A 21,652-nucleotide genomic window follows, 5' to 3' on the forward strand; every position below is an offset into this window, starting at 1 on the left:
GACTTTATCACAGCCGGTAACAAATCTGACGGACCTGTGACAGTCCGTCACCCTTATCCGGGGCCTGGCATGCGTTTGTAAGACGCGCGCATTCTGTTAGGCTTTGCCGTTCTCACTTTCTTACTGCCAGCGGGCCCTTAGGCTAACGCTGGTGTCGTCGTTTCGCTGGAGTTCTGCATGTTGTTACCCATTTTCCTGTTGTCGGCCGCCGGTTTTACGGTGCTGACCACGGAATTCGTCATCGTTGGCCTGTTGCCCTCTATCGCCCGCGACTTGCAGGTCAGCATCCCCCAGGCCGGGCTACTGGTGACGTTGTTCGCGTTTACGGTGGCGGCGTTCGGGCCTTTCCTGACGGCCTGGTTCGCCCGCTTTGAGCGGCGCAAGTTGTTTATCAGCGTGCTGGTGATGTTCGGTCTGGCCAACATGCTCGCCGCCGTTGCCCCCAACATCTGGGTGATGGCCGTTGCCCGGTTGATCCCGGCCCTGGGCCTGCCGGTGTTCTGGGCGCTGGCCAGTGAAACGGCGGTGGACATTGTCGGGCCACAGTTGGCCGGCCGGGCCATCGCCCGAATCGGCTTTGGCATCGTCTGTGCCACGGTGTTCGGCATCCCCGTGGGCACGTTGATTTCCGATGCGTTTGGCTGGCGCAGTGCGTTCGCGATCCTGGCGGTCATCGCCTTCGCCAAGGCCTTGCTGCTGTTTATCTACTTGCCGAAAACCAACCTGCACCAGCATCAGGTGAGCTTTGGTTCGCAATTCAAGATCCTGCGCAGCCCGTTGATGCAAGGGCATGTGCTGTTGTCGATCCTGGTGTTCAGCGGCATGTTCACCGCCTACACCTACCTGGCGGATATCCTCGAACGCCTCGCTGGGTTCGATGGCACCCTGGTGGGCTGGTGCCTGATGGGCTTTGGTGCAGTCGGGCTATTGGGCAATTCCCTGGGCGGTCGTGCGGTGGACCGGCATCCGTTGATTGCATCGATGGTCTTCTGCCTGTTCCTGATCGGCGGCATGGTGGCGTTGGTGCCGAGCATTCATTCGCCCCTCGCGCTGGCGGCGGCGATGGGCATCTGGGGCGTAACCCAGGCGGCCTTGTTCCTGGTCAGTCATGTGCGGCTGATGAAGGCGGCTCCGCAGGCCCCGGCCTTTGCCGCATCGTTGAACATCGCCGGGGCCAACCTGGGGATTGGCCTGGGGGCGATGGTCGGTGGCCGGGTCATCGATACCCTGGGCCTGGGCAGTGTCGGGTTTGCGGCGGCCGGGTTCATCTTCGTATCGATTCTGCTGGCGTTGCTGCTGATGACCTTCAAACCTCGTGTTACCTGCTAAGTGCTGAACAACTCGCGACGCGCGCCTTCGGCAATCGCGACGATGCCGGGGTGGCTGACCTTGCGCTCCACGGAAATGGCGTAGAAGGATTCGCTCACCGCATCGGTCTGGCCGATCACTTCTACGCCGTACTGGCGCTTGACCTCTTCGGCGATCACGCTCGGGCCGATGAAAATCCCGCTGCCTGATTGGCCGAAGGCCTGCATCAATGCGCTGTCGTCGAACTCGCCGACGATACGCGGCTGGATCTGTTGCTCGGCGAACCAGCGTTGCAAGCGACTGCGCACCACGGTTTCCGGCCCGGGAATCAGCAGTGGAGCGTCATGCAGGCCGTGGGGGAAATCCTGCCCGTAGCGTTCGGCCAGCGCGGCGGTGGCGAAAAAGCTGATCCCGCATTCCCCCAGTTTCTGGCTGTAGCCCTTGATGTCCAGGTGGGTCGGCATCGGGCTGTCGGAAATCACCAGGTCCAGACGCTGGATTGCCAAGTCCGCCAGCAGCCGTTCGAGCTTGTCCTCGCGACAGGTGATGCGCAGCGGCTCACTCAACTCCATGGTCGGCGCAAGCAGCCGGTAGACGATGGATTTGGGCACCACATCCGCCACCCCGACCCGAAACAGGGTTTGCTGCTCGTTGGGCTGGGCTCGCAGCATCAATTCCAGCTCGCCACCCAACTGGAACATGTGTTCGGCGTAGGGCAAGGTCTGGCGGCCGGCCTCGGTCAGTTCCAGTTGCCGTCCGACGCGGCGAAACAGCTTGATGTTATAGGTCTGTTCGAACAGGGAAATCTGCCCGCTGATGGTCTGTGGGGTCAGGTTCAACTGCTCGCAGGCGCGCACGATGCTGCCGGTTTTAGCCACCACCCAGAAATAATGCAGTTGTCGATAATTGAGCATGGGATCACGTTGCTTCGTAAAAACCGAAGTATAACCGCTGAAAATACGAATTTTCCTGAAGTATTCGCGTCTCTAGAATGCCTTGCCATTGGTGGGCCACTTTCGTGCTCCTTTTATTCTCCCAAGAGGCATTCATTCCATGACATACAAATCCCTGGGGCTGGCAGCCCTGCTTGTGATGTCCGTAACGACACTGGCGGGTTGTGAACAGGCTGAGAAAAGTGCCCAGCAACTGATGGGCCAGGCTGCGGAAACCGCCAAGCAGGCCATTGATGACACCCACAAGGCCGCCGAACAGGCGATCAGCGAAGCCACCGGCGGGTTGATCAGCCCGAAGAAAAAACCGGCGGACGAAGCTGACGAAACACAAACCCCGACCAAAACCATCTAACACGTCACATCAGTCAGGACTGACCCATGGATTATCTTCTACAGCTCGCCGCCAGCCCCACCGCGTGGATCGCCCTGGCAACTCTGGTGGTCATGGAAATCGTGCTTGGCATCGATAACCTGATCTTCATTTCGATTCTGACCAACAAGCTGCCCGCCCAGCACCGTGCCAAGGCGCGGCGGATCGGGATCGGCATGGCGCTGATCCTGCGCCTGGGCTTGTTGAGCACCATTGCCTTCATTGTGCAGTTGACCGAACCGGTCATCGAAATCCTGGGCCAGGCGTTCTCCTGGAAAGACATGATCCTGATTGCCGGCGGCCTGTTCCTGCTGTGGAAAGCGACCACTGAAATCCACCACAGCATGGACCCTGCACCGAATGATCCCAAGTCGGCCACGTCCGGCGTGACCCTGGGCTTTGCTGCAGCAATCGGTCAGATCCTGATGTTGGACCTGGTGTTTTCCATCGACAGCATCATCACGGCTGTGGGCATGACCGAGCATTTGCCGATCATGATCATTGCGGTCATTGTGTCGGTGTTGGTGATGCTGCTGGCGGCCGAGCCGCTCGCCAAGTTCATCAATGACAACCCGACGGTGGTGATGCTGGCCCTGGGTTTCCTGATCATGATCGGCATGACGCTGATCGCCGAAGGCTTCGGTGCCCATGTGCCCAAGGGCTATATCTATGCGGCCATGGCGTTCTCGGCGGCGATCGAAGTGTTGAACATGTTGTCCCGTCGGGCCAGGGAAAGGGCGTTGGCCGACAACGCCTGATGCCAGGCAGACAGAAGCCACCCGGGTCCAGGCCCGGGTGGCTTTTTTGCGAGGGGTTGAAAAGCGAATGCTCAGTGTGCGGTGGCGTGGCGTCGCGCGGTTTTTCTGGTTTTTTCCGACTGCGCAGGTGGCGCGTGATGATGGCGCCGGGTGATCCGGAGCACACCCCACAGCATGGCCGTGGCTACGCTCAGCCAGCCGAATATCAGCATCAGAATTGTCGTGGTCAGGCTCATCTGTGCCTCCTTTTTATCCCGGTCCGGGATCACGCACCTAATACATGGACAGTCTAGTCGTCCAAGTGTTGCAGGTAATCGATCCGTGGCGTTCGGGCACGGATCGGTTCGTTCTATCGCGCTCGTAAAACTGCCGTTATGGCTATACCCAGGGCTTTGCGCGCCTTATGATCGTCGACCCAAGCCTGGCCCGGATGCCGGGTGTCTGAACAAGAGAGTCATCATGTCGCCGGTTATTTCATCTTTTCGATCACTGGTCCTGACGCTGTCCTGCCTCGTTGCCCTGGTGGGGTGTGCGGGCAGCGTGTCGCCGCAGATCCAGCGCCTGCCCGAGCGGGTGGAACTTAACAGCGTGCCGTTCTTTCGCGGCGAAATGTACCAGGGTGCCCCGCAGTCCCTGGCTGCCCTGCTGACGTTGCAAGGCACGGTGATCACGCCGGGGCTGCTGGAGAAACCGTTGCACCTGCCGGGTGGCGAAGCCGGTTTGCAACTGAATATGCAGACCCTGGCGCGTGAATACGGGTTGCTGGTGTATCCCCTCGACGCCAAGCTACCCGCGTTGTTGGAACAGGTCGCGGCGGGCTATCCGGTGCTGGTGCGCTATATCGACGGTTCGGCGTTCTGGGCCGAGCCTCGGTATGGGATTCTCGCCGGCTACAACCGTCAGAAGCAGACGGTATTGCTGCGCTCAGGCATGAACCGGCGGCAATTGATGAGCTTCAGTGCCTTCGAGTCGGCCTTCCAGAGCGCAGGTGGCTGGGCGGTGCTGGTCCAGCGGCCTACACAGCTTCCGGCCAATGTCGACTCGCAGCGGTGGCTCAAGGCGGCGGTCGAATTGGGCGGGGCAGGGCAGGAACAAGCCGCGGCACGGGCCACCAAGACCTTGGAAGCGGCGCATTGATCGCTCACCCCGTTCGTCACTTGCCGGGCACAACCTGGCAGGCCTGAGGCTCTTATCGTCAGGGTTGGGCATTTTCCGACCGTGATTGGAGGAGGCACGCATGGCGCAGTCGAAAACACCTACGGGGCCACATTCGTCAGAGCATTCCAGCGGCGATGACTTGGGGTTCGATCCGGATTCACCGGATCTTGAGGATCCCCAGGTCGATCCGGTAGGGCCGGCCAAGGCGCCCCTGGACAAGAAGGATGAGCGCAAGCCCAAGCCCTATGATCCGCTGGGTGACTTGAAGCCATAAATAACCTGTGGTTATTGGGAGGCTTCCACCACGCCACTCTGGCGGCTCTTGAGATTCTTGGCGGCCTTGTATTGCAGGGCCACCGCTGGTACCGCGGCGCTTTTTCCGGTTTCCACCCAGCTACGAATCCGGCTGGCATCGGCGAAGTGCGTGTACTTGCCAAAGGCGTCAAGGATCACCAGCGCCATCGGGCGATTGCCCATTTTCGTCACCAGCACCAGGCAGTGACCGGCCTGGTTGGTGAAGCCAGTCTTGGTCAACTGGATATCCCAGTTGGCCTTGTGGACCAGATGATCGGTGTTGCGAAATCCCAGGCTGTACACAGGCTTGCGGAAGGTAACGGTCTTTTCCTTGGTCGTGCTCAGTTCGCTCAGCAGCGGATACTTGCGCGCGGCGATCAGCAGCTTGGTCAGGTCCCTGGCAGTCGAGACGTTGTGGATCGACAGGCCCGTCGGTTCGACGTAATGGGTGCTGGTCATGCCCAGCGCCTTCGCCTTGGCGTTCATGGCGGCAATGAACGCCGCATAGCCCCCCGGATAGTGGTGGGCGAGGCTGGCGGCGGCGCGGTTTTCCGAAGACATCAGGGCGATCAGCAGCACGTCCCGGCGCGACAGCTCGCTGTTGAGCTTGACCCGGGAAAACACGCCCTTCATCTCTGGGGTGTTGGCGATGGTGATGGAGATGTACTCATCCAGGTTCTGTTTGGCATCCAGCACGATCAGGCCGGTCATCAACTTGGTCACCGATGCGATGGGCACCACCACGTCCGGGTTGCTCGAATAAACGACTTTATCGGTCTGCAGGTCCAACAGCATCGCGCTGCCCGAGGCGACTTGCAGTTTGGCGGTATCCCGTGGGGCTGCGATGGTTTCCTGTGCAGCGACATTCTGCGTGATAAAACTGCCTGTGAAAGCGATGAACAGGCTGATGATCGAAAGACGGATTTTCACGCGAGTAGGCTCGATAGAGTTGAAGGTGCCGTTGAGCAACGACTTTTAAAAAAAAACGTCGCATTTTAGGAGTATGGGCGACAGCAGCGCTATATGCCTGTACCGCCAAGGCTTATGAATAAATAAAGTTTCATGGCGGGGGATTTTGGCGAAACGAATCTGAAAAATGTGTAATTTGGCGGCTAAAGTCCGTCGCCGGAAACATCTGCGGGAGCGAGCTTGCTCGCGATAGCGGTGTGTCAGTCAACTGGATGTTGGCTGGTCCATCGCTATCGCGAGCAAGCTCGCTCCCACAGGTTTTTTGTTGACGCGTATCAGCTGTGCAGCGTTTCAGCCGCGTACAACGTGTTTTCCAGCAGGCAGGCGCGGGTCATCGGGCCTACGCCGCCAGGTACCGGCGTGATCCAGCCGGCGCGGGGCAGGGCGGTCTCGTAGACCACGTCGCCCACCAGCTTGCCATCTTCCTGACGATTGATGCCCACGTCGATGACGATGGCGCCTTCCTTGATCCACTCGCCTTTGACCAGGCCGGGTTTGCCGGCGGCCACCACCACCAGGTCCGCGCGGCCGACATGGCCAGCCAGATCCTTGGTGAAACGATGGGTCACGGTCACGGTGCAGCCGGCCAGCAGCAGCTCCATGGCCATTGGACGACCAACGATGTTGGACGCACCCACCACTACGGCGTCGAGGCCATACAGGTCCACGCCAGTGCTTTCCAGCAACGTCATGATGCCTTTCGGGGTGCAGGGACGAAGCAACGGGATGCGCTGGGCCAGGCGACCGACGTTATAAGGATGGAAGCCATCGACGTCTTTGTCCGGGCGGATACGCTCCAACAGCTTGGAGGCGTCGAGGTGTTCAGGCAGCGGCAGCTGGAGCAGAACGCCGTCGATGTTCGGGTCGTCGTTCAAGCGATCGATCAGATCGGCCAACGCTTGCTGGGTGGTTTCGGAAGGCAGGTCGTAGGCCTGGGAAAGGAAGCCGACCTCTTCACAGTCTTTACGCTTGTGCGAGACATAAACCTGAGAGGCAGGATCGCTGCCGACCAGGATCACCGCAAGGCCGGGCGTGCGCAGGCCTTGCTGGCGGCGCTCGGTGACTCGTTGGGCGATCTGCTGGCGCAGGCTGGCGGCGATCGATTTGCCGTCGATAAGTTGTGCAGTCATTGCGCGTGGTTAACCATCGAGAGGGGAAAAAAAGAGAACGCATTCTCGCATGCCGGGGCGTGAGGGCAAAGGCGCTTGGTCTGCAAATTCCCCTAACCCCTTTAATTAAATGAATTTTTTTTAAAAAAGAGTTGACGACCTATCGGGCCGTCTATAACATTCGTCGCACTTGTCGGGCACAGCCTAGCACTGGTTAAGAAGGTGGAGCGGAGTTGGTTGTTTAAACTCAGCAAAACTGAAAGCACTTAGTTTGTAATCGTCCAAGAATACAGATTAAAAAGGCGCCCGTAGCTCAGCTGGATAGAGCATCCGCCTTCTAAGCGGATGGTCGCAGGTTCGAGTCCTGCCGGGTGCGCCAATTAGGCAGCTTTGGCACAAGTAAGGCAGCAAGGCAATATGGTGGGCGTAGCTCAGTTGGTAGAGCACGGGATTGTGACTCCCGTTGTCGTGGGTTCGATCCCCATCGTCCACCCCATATTCTAGAAAGGCGCCAGATCTAACAATCTGGCGCCTTTGCTTTAAAAGCTTGATACGCGGATGTGGTGGAATTGGTAGACACACTGGATTTAGGTTCCAGCGCCGCAAGGTGTGAGAGTTCGAGTCTCTCCGTCCGCACCATACAAGTCGCTATTTAAATAGCAGAAAACGGCGCAGTACCTGAAAAGGGCTGCGCCGTTTTTGTTTTCAGTGGTTCTGTGTTTGGTGTCGGTACGGTTTTTTGGCGCTGCGCGTAGCGATCGGTTCTTCGCGAATGTGTTTCGCGATGATGCGTGACATGTCCGTCGGTCCCCTTGTGGGGGCGGGCGTCGCGCGATCGGGCAAGCTGCTTCTATATATAGAAGCGTTGGCGCAGAGCCTTGGGCTGAATCGACTGTATTTGCAATCCGGGTGGGGCATGAGCGTTTGTCCCGTCCTAAATCCGGCGCCTGTTTCCAGCGCGTTTTCAGTAGGGTGACTTCTTGAGTTTGACCTACTAGAATGCATGCCCTTGATTCTGGGGTCGGAAACGCCCGGCCAACGTCTGTGCAACGAGGAATATCCATGCAAGTTTCTGTTGAAAATACTTCTGCTCTTGAGCGCCGCATGAGCATCACCGTGCCGGCTGAGCGCATCGAGACTCAGGTCAACAAGCGTCTGCAGCAGACTGCCCAAAAGGCCAAAATCCCAGGTTTCCGCCCAGGCAAAGTGCCAATGAGCGTGATCCGTCAGCGTTACGAAGCTGATGCGCGTCAGGAAGCCGTGGGCGACGTGATCCAGTCTTCGTTCTACGAAGCGGTCGTCGAGCAGAAGCTGAACCCGGCCGGCGCTCCGTCCGTCGAGCCTAAAGTGTTGGAAAAAGGCAAGGACCTGGAATTCGTCGCCACGTTCGAAGTGTTCCCTGAGTTCACGGTTGCCGGTTTCGAATCCATCGCCGTCGAGCGCCTGAGCGCTGACGTATCGGATGCCGACCTGGACAAGATGCTGGACATCCTGCGCAAGCAGAACACTCGTTTCGAAGTGACTGAGCGTGCCGCCCAGAACGAAGATCAACTGAACATCGATTTCGTCGGCAAGGTCGACGGTGAAGTGTTCGCCGGCGGTTCCGCCAAGGCTACTCAGTTGGTGCTGGGCTCTGGTCGCATGATTCCTGGCTTCGAAGACGGCCTGGTTGGCGCCAAGGCCGGTGAAGAGCGCGTTCTGAATGTGACCTTCCCTGAGGACTACCAGAACCTGGACCTGGCTGGCAAAGCCGCCGAGTTCACCGTGACCGTCAACACTGTTTCCGAGCCGAAACTGCCTGAGCTGAACGAAGAGTTCTTCGCCCAGTTCGGTATCAAGGAAACCGGTCTGGAAGGTTTCCGCGCCGAAGTTCGCAAGAACATGGAGCGTGAGCTGCGCCAGGCCATCAAGTCCAAGGTCAAGAACCAGGTCATGGACGGTCTGCTGGCCTCCAACCCGATCGAAGTGCCAAAGGCTCTGCTGGACAACGAAGTGAACCGTCTGCGTGTGCAGGCTGTTCAGCAGTTCGGTGGCAACATCAAGCCGGACCAGCTGCCTGCCGAATTGTTCGAAGAACAAGCCAAGCGCCGCGTCGTACTGGGCCTGATCGTCGCCGAAGTGGTCAAGCAGTTCGAGCTCAAGCCTGACGAAGCCCGCGTTCGCGAGCTGATCCAGGAAATGGCCTCGGCCTATCAAGAGCCTGAGCAAGTCGTGTCCTGGTACTACAAGAACGACCAGCAACTGAACGAAGTCCGTTCGGTTGTGCTGGAAGAACAAGTTGTGGATACTGTTCTGCAGAAAGCTAGCGTGACCGATAAAGCGGTCTCTTACGAAGAAGCGGTCAAGCCGGTGGAAGCTCCACAAGCCGATTGATGGTTCTGCGGTAAGAAATAAACACCCATAAGCCAGCCTTCGCGCTGGCTTATGCGTATTCAAGACATAACTATTTGGGAGTGACTGCGAGACATGTCCCGCAATTCTTTTTATCAGCAGAGCTCTGACATCCAGGCCGCAGGCGGCCTGGTCCCGATGGTTATCGAGCAGTCCGCCCGCGGCGAACGTGCCTATGACATCTACTCGCGTCTGCTCAAGGAACGCGTCATCTTCCTGATCGGCCCCGTTGAAGACTACATGGCCAACCTGGTCGCGGCGCAGCTGTTGTTCCTTGAAGCGGAAAACCCGGACAAGGATATCCATCTGTACATCAACTCACCTGGCGGTTCGGTGACTGCGGGCATGTCGATCTACGACACCATGCAGTTCATCAAGCCTGACGTTTCCACCATCTGCATCGGCCAGGCCTGCAGCATGGGCGCTTTCCTGCTCGCCGGCGGCGCAGCGGGCAAGCGTCACTGCCTGCCTAACTCGCGGATGATGATTCACCAGCCATTGGGCGGCTTCCAGGGCCAGGCGTCGGATATCGACATCCATGCCAAGGAAATCCTTCACATTCGTTCGCGCCTGAACTCGTTGCTGGCCCATCATACCGGCCAAAGCCTCGAAACCATTGAGCGTGACACCGAGCGTGACAACTTCATGAGCGCGGAGCGTGCGGCCGAATATGGCCTGATCGACTCCGTGATCAACAAGCGTCAAATGCCTGCCTAAGCCGCTCAATATGCAGGTGGTTGGGATGACCGGCCGCCTGCGGGCTTGAAAAAGCCCGCAATTGCCTTCATCTTGTGTTGCAAGCCTATCGGATTTGGATCGATCGAATGACTGACACCCGCAACGGCGAGGACAACGGCAAACTGCTTTATTGCTCCTTCTGTGGCAAAAGCCAGCATGAAGTGCGCAAATTGATTGCCGGCCCCTCGGTCTTCATTTGCGACGAGTGCGTCGACCTGTGCAATGACATCATCCGCGAGGAGGTGCAGGAAGCCCAGGCCGAGAGCAGCGCGCATAAATTGCCTTCGCCTAAAGAAATCAGCGGCATCCTTGATCAGTATGTGATTGGTCAGGAACGTGCGAAAAAGGTACTGGCCGTAGCGGTGTACAACCACTACAAGCGCCTGAACCAGCGTGACAAGAAGAATGACGAGGTCGAACTCGGCAAGAGCAACATCCTGCTGATCGGCCCGACAGGCTCGGGTAAGACCTTGCTTGCCGAAACCCTGGCCCGCTTGCTGAACGTTCCGTTCACCATCGCCGACGCAACCACCCTCACCGAGGCGGGTTATGTAGGTGAAGACGTCGAGAACATCATTCAGAAGTTGTTGCAGAAGTGCGACTACGATGTGGAAAAGGCCCAGATGGGCATTGTCTACATCGACGAAATCGACAAGATTTCGCGCAAGTCCGACAACCCGTCCATCACCCGGGATGTTTCCGGTGAGGGCGTGCAGCAGGCCTTGCTCAAGTTGATCGAAGGTACGGTCGCTTCCGTTCCGCCCCAAGGTGGCCGCAAGCATCCGCAGCAGGAATTCCTGCAAGTCGACACCCGTAACATCCTGTTCATCTGCGGTGGTGCGTTCTCCGGCCTGGAAAAGGTTATTCAAAACCGTTCCACCCGTGGCGGCATTGGTTTCAACGCCGAAGTGCGCAGCAAGGAAGAGGGCAAGAAGGTCGGTGAGTCCCTGCGTGAAGTCGAGCCTGACGATTTGGTCAAGTTCGGTCTGATCCCGGAATTCGTCGGTCGTCTGCCGGTCCTGGCGACGCTGGACGAGTTGGATGAAGCTGCGTTGATGCAGATCCTGACCGAGCCGAAAAACGCCCTGACCAAGCAGTATGCCAAGCTGTTCGAAATGGAAGGTGTAGACCTGGAGTTCCGTTCCGACGCGCTGAAATCGGTCGCAAAACGTGCCCTGGAACGCAAGACCGGTGCGCGTGGATTGCGCTCGATCCTCGAAGGCGTATTGCTCGACACGATGTACGAGATCCCCTCGCAGTCAGAGGTGAGTAAAGTCGTGATCGATGAAAGCGTCATAGAAGGCAAGTCCAAGCCATTGTATATCTATGAAAACAATGAGCCGGCTGCCAAGGCCGCACCGGACGCTTAAGCGTCCCGCTGCCGGAACAAAGAAGGGGCCTTCGGGCCCCTTTGCTTTTTGCGCGTTTTAGACGTGTCTTAGCGCTTGTTTTTTTTCGAGGCTGCCCCCATCTTGGTTTCAAGCTTACTTCCATCTGTTTCCGGCCCGAGGGCCGCCGTAGAGGCGAAATCATGAAGACAACCATCGAATTGCCTCTCCTGCCATTGCGCGATGTCGTGGTGTATCCGCACATGGTTATCCCGCTGTTCGTGGGGCGCGAGAAGTCCATCGAAGCCCTTGAGGCTGCGATGACGGGTGACAAGCAGATTCTTCTGCTGGCTCAGAGAAATCCTGCCGACGATGATCCCGGCGAAGACGCACTGTATCGCGTAGGTACGATTGCAACGGTTCTGCAATTGCTCAAGCTGCCCGACGGCACCGTCAAGGTCCTGGTCGAAGGCGAGCAGCGTGGTGCTATCGAGCGTTTCAGCGAAGTGGACGGCCATTGCCGGGCCGAGGTGTCGCTGATCGAAGAGGTCGATGCGCCCGAGCGTGAATCAGAAGTGTTTGTCCGCAGCCTGCTGTCGCAGTTCGAACAATACGTGCAACTGGGCAAGAAGGTGCCTGCAGAGGTCCTGTCGTCGCTTAACAGCATCGATGAGCCTGGGCGATTGGTCGATACGATGGCGGCCCACATGGCCCTCAAAATCGAGCAGAAGCAGGAAATTCTCGAAATCATTGATTTGTCGGCCCGTGTCGAACACGTGCTGGCACTGCTCGACGGCGAAATCGATCTGTTGCAGGTCGAGAAACGCATTCGCGGTCGCGTCAAGAAGCAGATGGAGCGCAGCCAGCGCGAGTACTACCTGAATGAGCAGATGAAGGCCATCCAGAAAGAGCTGGGCGATGGCGACGAAGGTCACAACGAAATCGAGGAGCTGAAAAAGCGCATCGATGCTGCCGGCTTGCCCAAGGATGCACTGGCTAAGGCCCAGGCCGAGCTGAACAAGCTCAAGCAAATGTCGCCAATGTCTGCCGAGGCCACCGTCGTGCGCTCCTACATCGACTGGTTGGTCCAGGTGCCGTGGAAAGCCCAGAGCAAGGTGCGTCTGGACCTGGCGCGTGCCGAAGACATCCTCGACGCCGATCATTACGGCCTGGAAGAGGTCAAGGAACGTATCCTGGAATACCTCGCCGTGCAGAAGCGCGTGAAGAAGATCCGTGGCCCGGTCCTGTGCCTGGTTGGTCCTCCAGGGGTCGGTAAAACCTCCCTTGCGGAGTCGATTGCCCACGCCACCAACCGCAAATTTGTACGCATGGCCCTTGGCGGCGTGCGCGATGAGGCGGAAATTCGGGGCCATCGCCGTACCTACATCGGTTCGATGCCAGGAAGATTGATTCAAAAGATGACAAAGGTCGGCGTGCGCAATCCGCTGTTCCTTTTGGACGAAATCGACAAGATGGGTAGCGACATGCGCGGCGATCCAGCCTCTGCGTTGCTCGAAGTCCTCGATCCTGAGCAGAATCACAACTTCAACGATCACTACCTGGAGGTCGATTACGACCTGTCGGACGTGATGTTCCTTTGCACCTCCAACTCCATGAACATTCCGCCAGCGTTGCTGGACCGGATGGAGGTGATTCGTCTGCCGGGTTACACCGAGGACGAGAAGATCAACATCGCCGTGAAATACCTTTCGCCCAAGCAGATCCAGGCCAACGGCCTGAAAAAAGGCGAGCTGGAATTCGACGAGGAAGCGATTCGCGACATCATCCGCTACTACACCCGCGAAGCCGGTGTGCGTGGCCTGGAACGGCAGATTGCCAAGGTTTGCCGCAAGGCGGTCAAGGAACATGCGCTGGAAAAACGCTTCGCGGTCAAGGTCACTGCGGACCTGCTGGAGCACTTCCTGGGCGTACGCAAGTTCCGCTATGGCCTTGCCGAGCAACAGGACCAGATCGGCCAGGTGACTGGCTTGGCCTGGACCCAGGTCGGTGGTGAGTTGCTGACCATCGAAGCCGCCGTGGTGCCGGGCAAGGGGCAACTGATCAAGACCGGTTCCCTGGGCGACGTGATGGTCGAATCGATCACCGCTGCGCTGACGGTGGTTCGCAGTCGCGCCCGGAGCCTGGGTATTCCCCTGGACTTCCATGAGAAGCGCGATACGCATATCCACATGCCTGAAGGGGCTACGCCCAAGGACGGCCCAAGCGCTGGTGTAGGCATGTGCACGGCCCTGGTTTCGGCATTGACCGGTATTCCGGTGCGCGCCGACGTCGCCATGACGGGTGAAATCACGTTGCGTGGCCAGGTCCTGGCGATTGGCGGCCTGAAGGAAAAACTGCTGGCGGCACACCGTGGCGGGATCAAGATCGTGATCATTCCCGAAGAGAATGTCCGCGACCTGAAGGAAATTCCTGACAACATCAAGCAAGATCTTCAGATCAAACCCGTTAAATGGATTGACGAGGTCCTGCAAATTGCGCTGCAATACGCGCCGGAGCCCTTGCCGGATGTGGCTCCGGAGATTGTCGCGAAGGAAGAAAAGCGAGAGTCTGACTCTAAGGAAAGAATTAGCACGCATTAATACGCATTTGCCTGGGGGGCTTCCTTGACAGTTTTTTAGAGCCCTTGTTATAAAGCGGCTCTATAAGTGTCTGCAGGCCATTCAGCACTCGTTTTTGCTTTCACCAAAAAAACTTAGAATCATCTCAAATAGATATAAGGGGACTTAGAGTGAACAAGTCGGAACTGATTGATGCTATCGCTGCATCCGCTGATATCCCGAAAGCTGCTGCTGGCCGTGCGCTGGACGCTGTAATCGAATCCGTCACTGGCGCTCTGAAGGCTGGCGACTCCGTTGTTCTGGTTGGTTTCGGTACCTTCTCCGTGACTGATCGTCCTGCTCGTATCGGTCGTAACCCGCAGACCGGTAAGACGCTGGAAATCGCTGCTGCCAAAAAGCCAGGCTTCAAAGCTGGTAAAGCACTGAAAGAAGCCGTTAACTAAGGTTTCGTTGAGTTTATCCGGGTCGGGGTCATGCCTGGCTTGGCAGCGGAGCGGTAATACGGCCGGTTGCAACCGGTCTGGCACGCCAGGGCTTGCAGGTTAGAGCCCGGTCCGCTCCGCCAGTTACGAGAAGGCGCATCCTCGGATGCGCCTTTCTTCTATCCGGATTCTACCCACGCTCCACGGTTGCCTAAATTTGAAGTTCAACCGTTTCTGGGGGACGCATGCTGCAGAATATCAGGGACAATTCACAAGGCTGGATTGCCAAGACCATCATCGGGGTCATCGTCGCATTGATGGCGTTGACCGGTTTCGATGCCATTTTCAAAGCCACTACCAACAGCAACGAAGCGGCCAAGGTCAACGGCGAAAACATCAGTCAGAACGAGCTGAGCCAGGCGGTCGACATGCAACGCCGTCAGCTCATGCAACAGCTGGGCAAGGATTTCGACGCCTCCCTGCTGGACGAAAAAATGCTGCGTGATTCGGCGCTCAAGGGCCTGATCGACCGCAAGTTGTTGCTGCAAGGCGCACACGATGCGAAATTCGCTTTCTCCGACGCTGCGCTTGATCAAGTGATCCTGCAGACGCCTGAGTTCCAGGTCGATGGCAAATTCAGCCCCGAGCGTTTCGATCAGGTGATCCGCCAGCTGGGTTATAGCCGTATGCAGTTCCGCCAGATGCTGGCTCAGGAAATGCTGATCGGTCAGTTGCGCGCCGGCCTGGCGGGCAGCGGGTTCGTCACCGATGCCCAAGTGCTGGCATTTGCACGCCTGGAAAAACAGACGCGTGATTTCGCCACCTTGAACATCAAGGCGGACCCTGCCTCCGTCAAGCTGACCGATGATGAGGTCAAGGCTTACTACGACCAGCACGCCAAGGAATTCATGACGCCTGACCAGGTGGTCATCGATTACCTCGAACTGAAGAAGGCCTCTTTCTTCGATCAGGTCAGCGTCAAGGACGAAGACTTGCAGGCGGCCTATCAGAAAGAAATCGCCAACCTGTCCGAACAGCGTCGGGCTGCACACATCCTGATCGAAGTGAACGACAAGGTGACCGAAGCCCAGGCCAAGACGAAGATCGAAGAGATCCAGGCTCGCCTGGCCAAAGGCGAGTCGTTTGAAGCGTTGGCGAAGGAGTTTTCCCAGGACCCGGGTTCGGCTAACAACGGCGGCGATCTGGGCTACGCCGGTCCTGGCGTCTACGATCCGGAGTTCGAAAAGGCCTTGTATGCCTTGAACAAGGACCAGGTATCGGCACCGGTACGCACCGATTTTGGCCTGCACCTGATCAAGCTGCTGGGAATCGAAGCGCCTGAAGTGCCTACATTTGCCAGCCTCAAGGACAAACTGACCCGCGAGCTGAAGACTCAGCAGGTGGAGCAGCGTTTCGTTGAGGCGACCAAGCAACTGGAAGATGCCTCGTTCGAAGCGTCCGACCTGGCGCAACCCGCCCAGGATCTGAAGCTGACCGTCCATACATCGGCCCCTTTCGGTCGTGAAGGCGGCGAAGGGATTGCGGCCAATCGTGCGGTCGTTACTGCGGCGTTCAGTCCGGAAGTGCTGGATGAGGGTGCCAACAGCACCGCCATCGAGCTGGACCCGGAAACCGTCGTGGTGCTGCGTGCCAAGGAGCACCGCAAGCCCGAGCAACTGCCGCTGGAAAGCGTGGCAGGGCCGATTCGTGCTCAATTGACCAAGGAACATGCCAGCGCGGCAGCCAAGACCCGTGCCGACGAGCTGATCGCCAGCCTGCGCGATGGCAAGGCTGCACTGGACAAGCCGGTCGAAGGCCAAGGCTGGAAAGCTACCCAGGCGGCTACCCGCAACCAGGAAGGCATCGACCCGGCGGTGCTGCAAGCACTGTTCCGCATGCCTAAGCCTGAGTCCAAGGACAAGCCGACGTTCACCAGCGTGACCTTGCCTGATGGCAGCCTGATGGTCGTGCGTTTGAATGGCGTGAACGAAGCCGCGGCACCGACTGACGAAGAGAAGGCGGAATATCGCCGCTACCTCGCGTCCCGTGTTGGCCAGCAGGACTTTGCGGCATATCGCAAGCAGTTGGAGAGCCAGGCAGATATCAAGCGTTTCTAATTGCTTGAGGTTTGGCCAAGCCTGATTGTAATGCTGTTCGCTTTAGAGAAAACGGCGCTTCTTCAGAACTGGGAAGCGCCGTTTTTTTGGGCTTGGGTTTTAGGTTTTGGGTGTATGTCCAAATAAAACCACGTCTCTGGAAACGGAATAAAAAACTTCATTGACCGCTGAAGTGGACAGCATTAGCCCGAACCGTCAGGTTTTTGTATCTGCTTGTTGCCTGGAAAACGGGTGTTCGTCGATCTATCCGGTTGGCGTCTTTTTCCTGCAAACAACCCCCAGTAAACTTGTAACCCCTTTGAAACAAGATTAGCCACGCTGCCGGGTCGCGTTCTGTTGCACAATACGCCCCGGACCGTTTTTCTCAGGATGTTCAATGTTCAAATCATTTCCCATGCGCACCGTCGGGCTTGCACTGTTGCTGGCCGCCGCAGCCGGTTGCTCGTCGAAGAAAGCCGCCATTTACGAGCACGAGAGTTTCGACGACTCCGGCACGTTCTCGCGCACTTATCCAGTGAGCGACGCGGCGACCTGCGAGGCCGGGCGTCGGGCGTTGCTCAGCCAGGGCTACATCATCACCAGCAGCGATCCGAAGCTGGTCAGCGGTCACAAGAGCTTCCAGCAGACCGGCGACACCCATATGGAAATCAGCTTCAACCTGGTCTGTGCCGAAGACGGCGGTGGCCATCGTGCGACGATGTTCGCCAACGCCTTGCAGGATCGTTATGCCCTCAAGAAGATCAACAACTCCGCCAGCCTGGGCGTGGGCGTGTTGGGTTCGGTATCGATGCCGATCGGCTCTTCGGATGATTCGATGGTCAAGGTTGCCAGCGAAACCGTGTCGGCGGCCAAGTTCTATGAGCGCTTCTTTGCCCTGGTGGAGCTGTTCCTGCCTCCCGAGGCGAAAAAAGCGACCGATAACGCCGATAACGCCGAGAAACCGAAAACTGAACTGGGCATTCCGGAAACCAAGGTCGAACCGGCTGCCCTGATGCCTGCTCCAGCGCCTGCGCCGGAGCCGGAGCCGGAGCCGATTGCCCCTGCGCCAGCCACCCCGGTGGAAGAGGCCGCGCCGGCCCCCGTCGAAACCACTCCCACGGTCTCGGAGCCCGTCGCACCGCCGAGCGAACCAGCGCCGATTGCACCCGAGTCGATTGCGCCCGAGTCGTTCGAGTCTGCGCCGACGACGCAAACCGTTACACCACCGCCACCACCGTCCAGCTCGTTACCGCCCCCGACCGAGCCGATCCAGCCGCTTCCATCATCCTGAGGTTCAGTGGCAGGGAGTAACGCCCTGTCACTCTTTACACAGTAATTTCCCGACCCTGTGCTACGTTTAATTCATGAAGCCTTTGCTTCATGTTTTATTCATAAAGCAGCTTTATGCTGATGCCAGCGCCATAAGGCATCGGTTTCAATGACAGGGGAAGGACACGTAATGGATGATTATCAGGAAGAGCTGCTGGAATACCAGGCGTATGAACTGGACCCGTTGGAACCCGCCGAAGATGCGACGGAGTTGTAAGGATCGCGACAAGCTACAAATGGTAAGCACCTAGCCAGGTTCTTGAAGCTCAAACCCCTCGGTGACTACGACGAAACTCTCCGGGTGTCTGGTTGTTCCAGCGCTTGAAGGCTCGTTGAAATGCCTCGGCTGAGGCGAATCCCAATAGATAAGCGATCTCGCCAAACGCCAGTTCGGTATCGCGTATGTAGGTCATGGCCAGGTCGCGGCGGGTGTCGTTGAGGATGGCGCGAAACTGCGTGCCTTCCTCGGCCAGCTTGCGACGCAGGGTCCAGGTTGGCAGCTTCAGGCGAGCCGCCACTTCTTCCAGGTCGGGTTCCCGGCCGCCGTTGAGCAACGGTCCCAGCAGTTGGATGATGCGCTCGCGCAGGCTGCGGGTGCGGGTCAGTTGTTCCAGTTCCCGTTCACACAACTGAAGCAGATGGTGCCAGGTGCTGGGGCAATGCTGTGGGTTGCGCTGGGCGAGGCTGTCCAGGCCCAGGCGCAGTTGATTCTGTTCGGCGCCAAATTGGATCGGGCAGTCACCGAGCGTGCGGTAGGCCTCCACGTATGCCGGCGCCTCGAATTCGATTTCGATGCGTTCTGGCCGCAGCGCGATGCCGCTGACGCTGGACAGTTGCGCAAGCCAGCCGGCAATGATCGAGTCCACGACAAAGCGGTTGTAGGCGTTATACGGGCTGATGGAATAGAACCGTAGCCAAGCGCCTCGGGCATCTTCATGGAAACTCGATTGGCCGCGATAGTTGGAGCCGTACAGCGGCTCGAAGTGGATCATGCAGCGGGCGGCCTCGCGCACGGTGGGCGCCTGGGCCGCGGTAACGCCCGCCAGCCCGGCCTGGCTCAAGCGGCCGAGTTGGCCCATGCGCAGGCCCAAGGCCGGGTCCTGAGTTTGTTGAATCGCGGCGTGGCCCAGGCGCATGTAGCGTGGGATCGACAATCGTGCCCCGGGCTCGGCCAGGCGCGCGGCATCGAGACCGTACTGTTCAAGCAGAGGTTGAGGGTCTTGCCCATGGCTGGCGACGGCGTCAGCCAAGCTATGGACAAAGCCCACAGACAGGTCGCCCAGGCGCATCGGCTGCGGTTTCATGTTCACAACCACAGGTTCAGCAGGCGGGCGCCGCGGGCGTTGCCATCGGGGAAATGTTGGCCGTTGTGGCTGATGAAGCTCTGGCCGGCGCTGCCGCTGTCCCAGAACTGGCCCCGCAGGAACACGCTGACGCCGCCCTGGGCCTGGCTGATGGGCAATTGGCCGGTCAGTGTCAGGCGATGCCAGGCTTGGCCCTCGCTCACTTCACCTGGCTTGAGGCTCACCTCGCTCGGCGTGGACAGGCCTTTATAACCGCTCCAGGGTTTGTCCCATGTGTCGCGACCGAGGATGAATGCGGGCACTGCAATCAGTTGCGCGCCCTGGTCGTTGAGTTGCCGGTAGTGGAGCGGGTACCAACTGTCGCTGCCGATCAGCACGCCCAGGCGCCCGGCGGGGGTGTCGATGACTTGGACAGCAGTCGGGCGGTCGGCCCCAAGCACGTCACGTTGTTCAAACACCGGATGTCGTTGGCGTTGTGGCTGGCCGATCGGCCGGCCATCGCTGCCGAACACCAGGCTGCTGTTGTACAGCGCACCGCGACCGATCTTCAGTTCACCGTCACTGACACTGGGCTCGGGAAGCACAATGGAGCCGGCCACCAGGGTGATACCGAACTCCTTGGCCAGCCCACCGAACAGCGCTTGATAGTCATGGGCCATGCGCTCGGCTTTCATGCGCAGGTAGGCATCGTCCAGTCGGCTATCGCCTTGAGCGCTGATCAATGCCCGGATAAACGCCAGCGGATTACTGACCGCCAGCCAGTTCATGGCCTCCTTCAGGCTGGTGGCCTGGTACAACTCGTCTTTTTCGCCGCCGACCATCAACCAGGTGCCGATGTGCTCGGGCAGCACCACCACGGTCCTGGCATTGAGAAAGCCCTGGTCGCGAGCCGTCTGCAGATAGGCTGCCAGTTTGCGATGCAGGCGCTCGGGGCTCTGGTAGTCGGTGGGGAACAGTTCGGGTTGGATGCCCAGCAGGTTACCGCGGTCGGCGGGTGTGCCCTGATCGACCGCCAGGCTGATGCGCAGGTCCGACAGGTAATGACCCGTCGGACGATCCGTCGTCCACAGTGCGTAGGTGATCAGGGCGGCAATCAAGGCCAGAGAAAACAGCAGGTACAGAAATTTGCGCATGGGAGAACAGTCAGCGGCCGTGTGCAGGTTCGTGATTTTTCATCAGGAGCTACAGGGCAGGGTACGGTAAAACAAGGGATTAGCGAAGGGCGGGCGCTGATTTGTACTTGCGCCAGGCCTGCGCCAAGGCGTCCATGGAATCCTTGGACACCCTGCGCGCGAGCAAGGCGCACTAATGACTTTTGGCCTTCCTGATGCGGATCAGAATCAGCAGCATGATCAACAGCACCGGTGGCGTCATGCCCAGCAGTGCCTCGCGGGCCGAGAGGCTTGCGCCCAAGGTGTGCAGCCCGCTATAGACCAGTTTGAACAGATTGATCAGGTAGTAGGTGATGGCAATGATCGACAGGCCTTCCACCGCGCGTTGGATCTTTATCTGTGCATCGGCGCGTGCATTGAGGCTGCGCAGGATCTCGGCGTTCTGATCCTCCATTTCGACCTGTACGCGTGCTTGCAACAAGTCACCCAGGTTGGCGACGCTCATGGCCAGTTGCTCGAGGCGCTGTTCGGTGGCTGCGCAATAACGCACCGTGGGTTTGAAACGCCGTTCGATGAACACGCCCAGCCGCTGGCATTCCCCCAGGTGACTTTCACGCAACTCCCCCAGGCGCTCGAACACCAGTTGGGCATAGGCGCGGGTGGCGCTGAAACGGTGGCGATTCTTGACCGTGCTGCTGACGACCTGGCGAGACAGCAGGGCGATGTTCTCCAGCAGGGCCTTGGCATGCACGCCGCTGGCATTGGCGTTGCGTTCGGACAGGCTCACCAGGGTGCGATCGAATTCGTTCAGTTGCGGGTCCAGTGCCTTGGCGGTATTGAGCGACAAGGACGCCATCATGCGATAGGTCTCGATTTCCAGCAGGCGCCGGATCATGCGGCCCTGACGATAAGCGTTGAGCCGTCGGTTGATGAACAGCAGGCGGTTGGTGCCGTCCTCGGTCAGGCGAAAATCGCTCCAGACCACCGCATCGCCACCGCCCACGCAAGAGCCGCACGGGTCCTTGAAACCGTAGCTGGGCAGGTCGAGACCGGCTTCGGCGCGCACCACTACCTGAACGGCATTGATGAGGTGCTGGGAATGGCCTTCGATACCCTGGGCAAGGCATTCGGGCAGCGTTGTCCAGTGCAGTTCGTTGGTGCTGGCGGGAACGACCAGGGTCAGGGTGAAGAACTCGGCGTGGCGCTCCCACTTGAGTGGATGGCCTTCAAGGCGGGTGATGCCTTGTGCGGCCTCTGCTGCGACGGTTTCCGGGCACAGTCGCTCGAGCAACGCGTTGCACTGGGCATTGTCGCCAAGAAACGCCAGGTGGAAGACGTGGGCCGGCTCGTCGAAGTACAGCGACGGGCGGGCGTGCAACTCGTTGTGCAGCATTTTTCGTTGGGGATGCATGCGAGGGCGACCGTGTTATTAGG

19 protein-coding genes and 3 tRNA genes are annotated in these 21,652 nt (G+C 58.7%); 15 read left to right on the forward strand and 7 right to left on the reverse strand.

The features are described from left to right. Positions 1-177: 177 nt before the first annotated feature. A complete protein-coding gene (locus BT116_RS19935; protein ID WP_072346579.1) occupies positions 178-1,329 on the forward strand; it encodes an MFS transporter in 1,152 nt (383 codons plus the stop codon). Here BT116_RS19935 and nhaR read toward each other — a convergent pair. Continuing rightward, the gene (gene nhaR / locus BT116_RS19940) at positions 1,326-2,222 is read right to left on the reverse strand and encodes a transcriptional activator NhaR (RefSeq protein ID WP_060738330.1); all 897 of its coding nucleotides are present in this window, start codon (positions 2,220-2,222) and stop codon (positions 1,326-1,328) included. The two genes, BT116_RS19935 and nhaR, sit on opposite strands and share 4 nt — an antisense overlap. A 139-nt stretch (positions 2,223-2,361) precedes the next feature. Between nhaR and BT116_RS19945 the strand changes: the two genes are divergently transcribed. Then, a complete protein-coding gene (locus BT116_RS19945; RefSeq protein WP_063322134.1) occupies positions 2,362-2,613 on the forward strand; it encodes a hypothetical protein in 252 nt (83 codons plus the stop codon). Between the two features lie 26 nt (positions 2,614-2,639). Next, complete coding sequence (locus tag BT116_RS19950; protein ID WP_072346581.1) at positions 2,640-3,389, forward strand: TerC family protein; 750 nt, start codon at positions 2,640-2,642, stop codon at positions 3,387-3,389. Between the two features lie 71 nt (positions 3,390-3,460). On the opposite strand, the gene BT116_RS31080 is transcribed toward BT116_RS19950, so the two are convergent. Continuing rightward, positions 3,461-3,625, reverse strand: a complete 165-nt coding sequence (locus tag BT116_RS31080; RefSeq protein ID WP_170845924.1) for a hypothetical protein — start codon at positions 3,623-3,625, stop codon at positions 3,461-3,463. Between the two features lie 223 nt (positions 3,626-3,848). Between BT116_RS31080 and BT116_RS19955 the strand changes: the two genes are divergently transcribed. Next, positions 3,849-4,526: a hypothetical protein gene (locus BT116_RS19955; protein ID WP_072346583.1), complete on the forward strand. Its 678-nt coding sequence runs from the start codon at positions 3,849-3,851 to the stop codon at positions 4,524-4,526. A gap of 100 nt (positions 4,527-4,626) precedes the next feature. Then, a complete protein-coding gene (locus BT116_RS19960) occupies positions 4,627-4,821 on the forward strand; it encodes a DUF6021 family protein (protein WP_060738326.1) in 195 nt (64 codons plus the stop codon). 11 nt (positions 4,822-4,832) lie between these two features. Here the strand turns inward: BT116_RS19960 and pbpG are convergent, their stop codons facing one another. Together pbpG and folD are read right to left on the reverse strand one after the other, a co-directional pair. Beyond that, positions 4,833-5,771 carry a D-alanyl-D-alanine endopeptidase gene (gene pbpG, locus BT116_RS19965; RefSeq protein WP_072346585.1) on the reverse strand — a complete coding sequence of 313 codons (939 nt, stop codon included), beginning with the start codon at positions 5,769-5,771 and terminating at the stop codon, positions 4,833-4,835. 314 nt (positions 5,772-6,085) lie between these two features. Next, complete coding sequence (gene folD, locus BT116_RS19970; RefSeq protein ID WP_003199858.1) at positions 6,086-6,940, reverse strand: bifunctional methylenetetrahydrofolate dehydrogenase/methenyltetrahydrofolate cyclohydrolase FolD; 855 nt, start codon at positions 6,938-6,940, stop codon at positions 6,086-6,088. A 281-nt stretch (positions 6,941-7,221) separates the two neighbouring features. On the opposite strand from folD, the gene BT116_RS19975 reads away from it, so the two are divergent. The 10 genes from BT116_RS19975 to BT116_RS20025 all read left to right on the forward strand — a co-directional run bounded on the left by BT116_RS19975 (position 7,222) and on the right by BT116_RS20025 (position 17,764). Continuing rightward, positions 7,222-7,298 (forward strand) — tRNA-Arg (locus BT116_RS19975). A gap of 41 nt (positions 7,299-7,339) precedes the next feature. Then, positions 7,340-7,415 (forward strand) — tRNA-His (locus BT116_RS19980). 58 nt (positions 7,416-7,473) lie between these two features. Next, positions 7,474-7,558 (forward strand) — tRNA-Leu (locus BT116_RS19985). 423 nt (positions 7,559-7,981) lie between these two features. Beyond that, positions 7,982-9,292: a trigger factor gene (gene tig / locus BT116_RS19990; protein ID WP_063322130.1), complete on the forward strand. Its 1,311-nt coding sequence runs from the start codon at positions 7,982-7,984 to the stop codon at positions 9,290-9,292. 93 nt (positions 9,293-9,385) lie between these two features. Further along, a complete protein-coding gene (gene clpP / locus BT116_RS19995; protein ID WP_003183177.1) occupies positions 9,386-10,027 on the forward strand; it encodes an ATP-dependent Clp endopeptidase proteolytic subunit ClpP in 642 nt (213 codons plus the stop codon). Positions 10,028-10,134: 107 nt separating this feature from the next. Then, positions 10,135-11,418: an ATP-dependent Clp protease ATP-binding subunit ClpX gene (clpX, locus tag BT116_RS20000; protein WP_063322129.1), complete on the forward strand. Its 1,284-nt coding sequence runs from the start codon at positions 10,135-10,137 to the stop codon at positions 11,416-11,418. Positions 11,419-11,579: 161 nt separating this feature from the next. Further along, positions 11,580-13,976: an endopeptidase La gene (gene lon, locus BT116_RS20005; RefSeq protein WP_057448844.1), complete on the forward strand. Its 2,397-nt coding sequence runs from the start codon at positions 11,580-11,582 to the stop codon at positions 13,974-13,976. Positions 13,977-14,125: 149 nt separating this feature from the next. After that, the gene (locus BT116_RS20010; protein ID WP_002552737.1) at positions 14,126-14,398 is read left to right on the forward strand and encodes an HU family DNA-binding protein; all 273 of its coding nucleotides are present in this window, start codon (positions 14,126-14,128) and stop codon (positions 14,396-14,398) included. Positions 14,399-14,622: 224 nt separating this feature from the next. After that, positions 14,623-16,494 carry a SurA N-terminal domain-containing protein gene (locus tag BT116_RS20020; protein ID WP_072346587.1) on the forward strand — a complete coding sequence of 624 codons (1,872 nt, stop codon included), beginning with the start codon at positions 14,623-14,625 and terminating at the stop codon, positions 16,492-16,494. 376 nt (positions 16,495-16,870) lie between these two features. Next, positions 16,871-17,764: a DUF2242 domain-containing protein gene (locus BT116_RS20025; protein ID WP_072346589.1), complete on the forward strand. Its 894-nt coding sequence runs from the start codon at positions 16,871-16,873 to the stop codon at positions 17,762-17,764. 304 nt (positions 17,765-18,068) lie between these two features. Here BT116_RS20025 and BT116_RS20030 read toward each other — a convergent pair whose 3' ends face one another. From BT116_RS20030 to BT116_RS20040, 3 genes are all read right to left on the reverse strand, one after another. Further along, positions 18,069-19,106 carry an AraC family transcriptional regulator gene (locus BT116_RS20030; RefSeq protein WP_072346591.1) on the reverse strand — a complete coding sequence of 346 codons (1,038 nt, stop codon included), beginning with the start codon at positions 19,104-19,106 and terminating at the stop codon, positions 18,069-18,071. 2 nt (positions 19,107-19,108) lie between these two features. Beyond that, on the reverse strand, positions 19,109-20,239 hold the full coding sequence (locus BT116_RS20035) for a carbon-nitrogen hydrolase family protein (RefSeq protein WP_072346593.1): 1,131 nt from the start codon (positions 20,237-20,239) through the stop codon (positions 19,109-19,111). Between the two features lie 172 nt (positions 20,240-20,411). Further along, positions 20,412-21,629 (reverse strand): DUF3422 domain-containing protein, encoded by a 1,218-nt coding sequence (locus tag BT116_RS20040; RefSeq protein WP_072346595.1) that lies wholly within the window; start codon positions 21,627-21,629, stop codon positions 20,412-20,414. Positions 21,630-21,652: the final 23 nt, after the last annotated feature.

Origin of the sequence: Pseudomonas sp. NFACC16-2 (assembly GCF_900119205.1) — a bacterium.
Lineage (GTDB): Bacteria > Pseudomonadota > Gammaproteobacteria > Pseudomonadales > Pseudomonadaceae > Aquipseudomonas > Aquipseudomonas fluorescens_Q.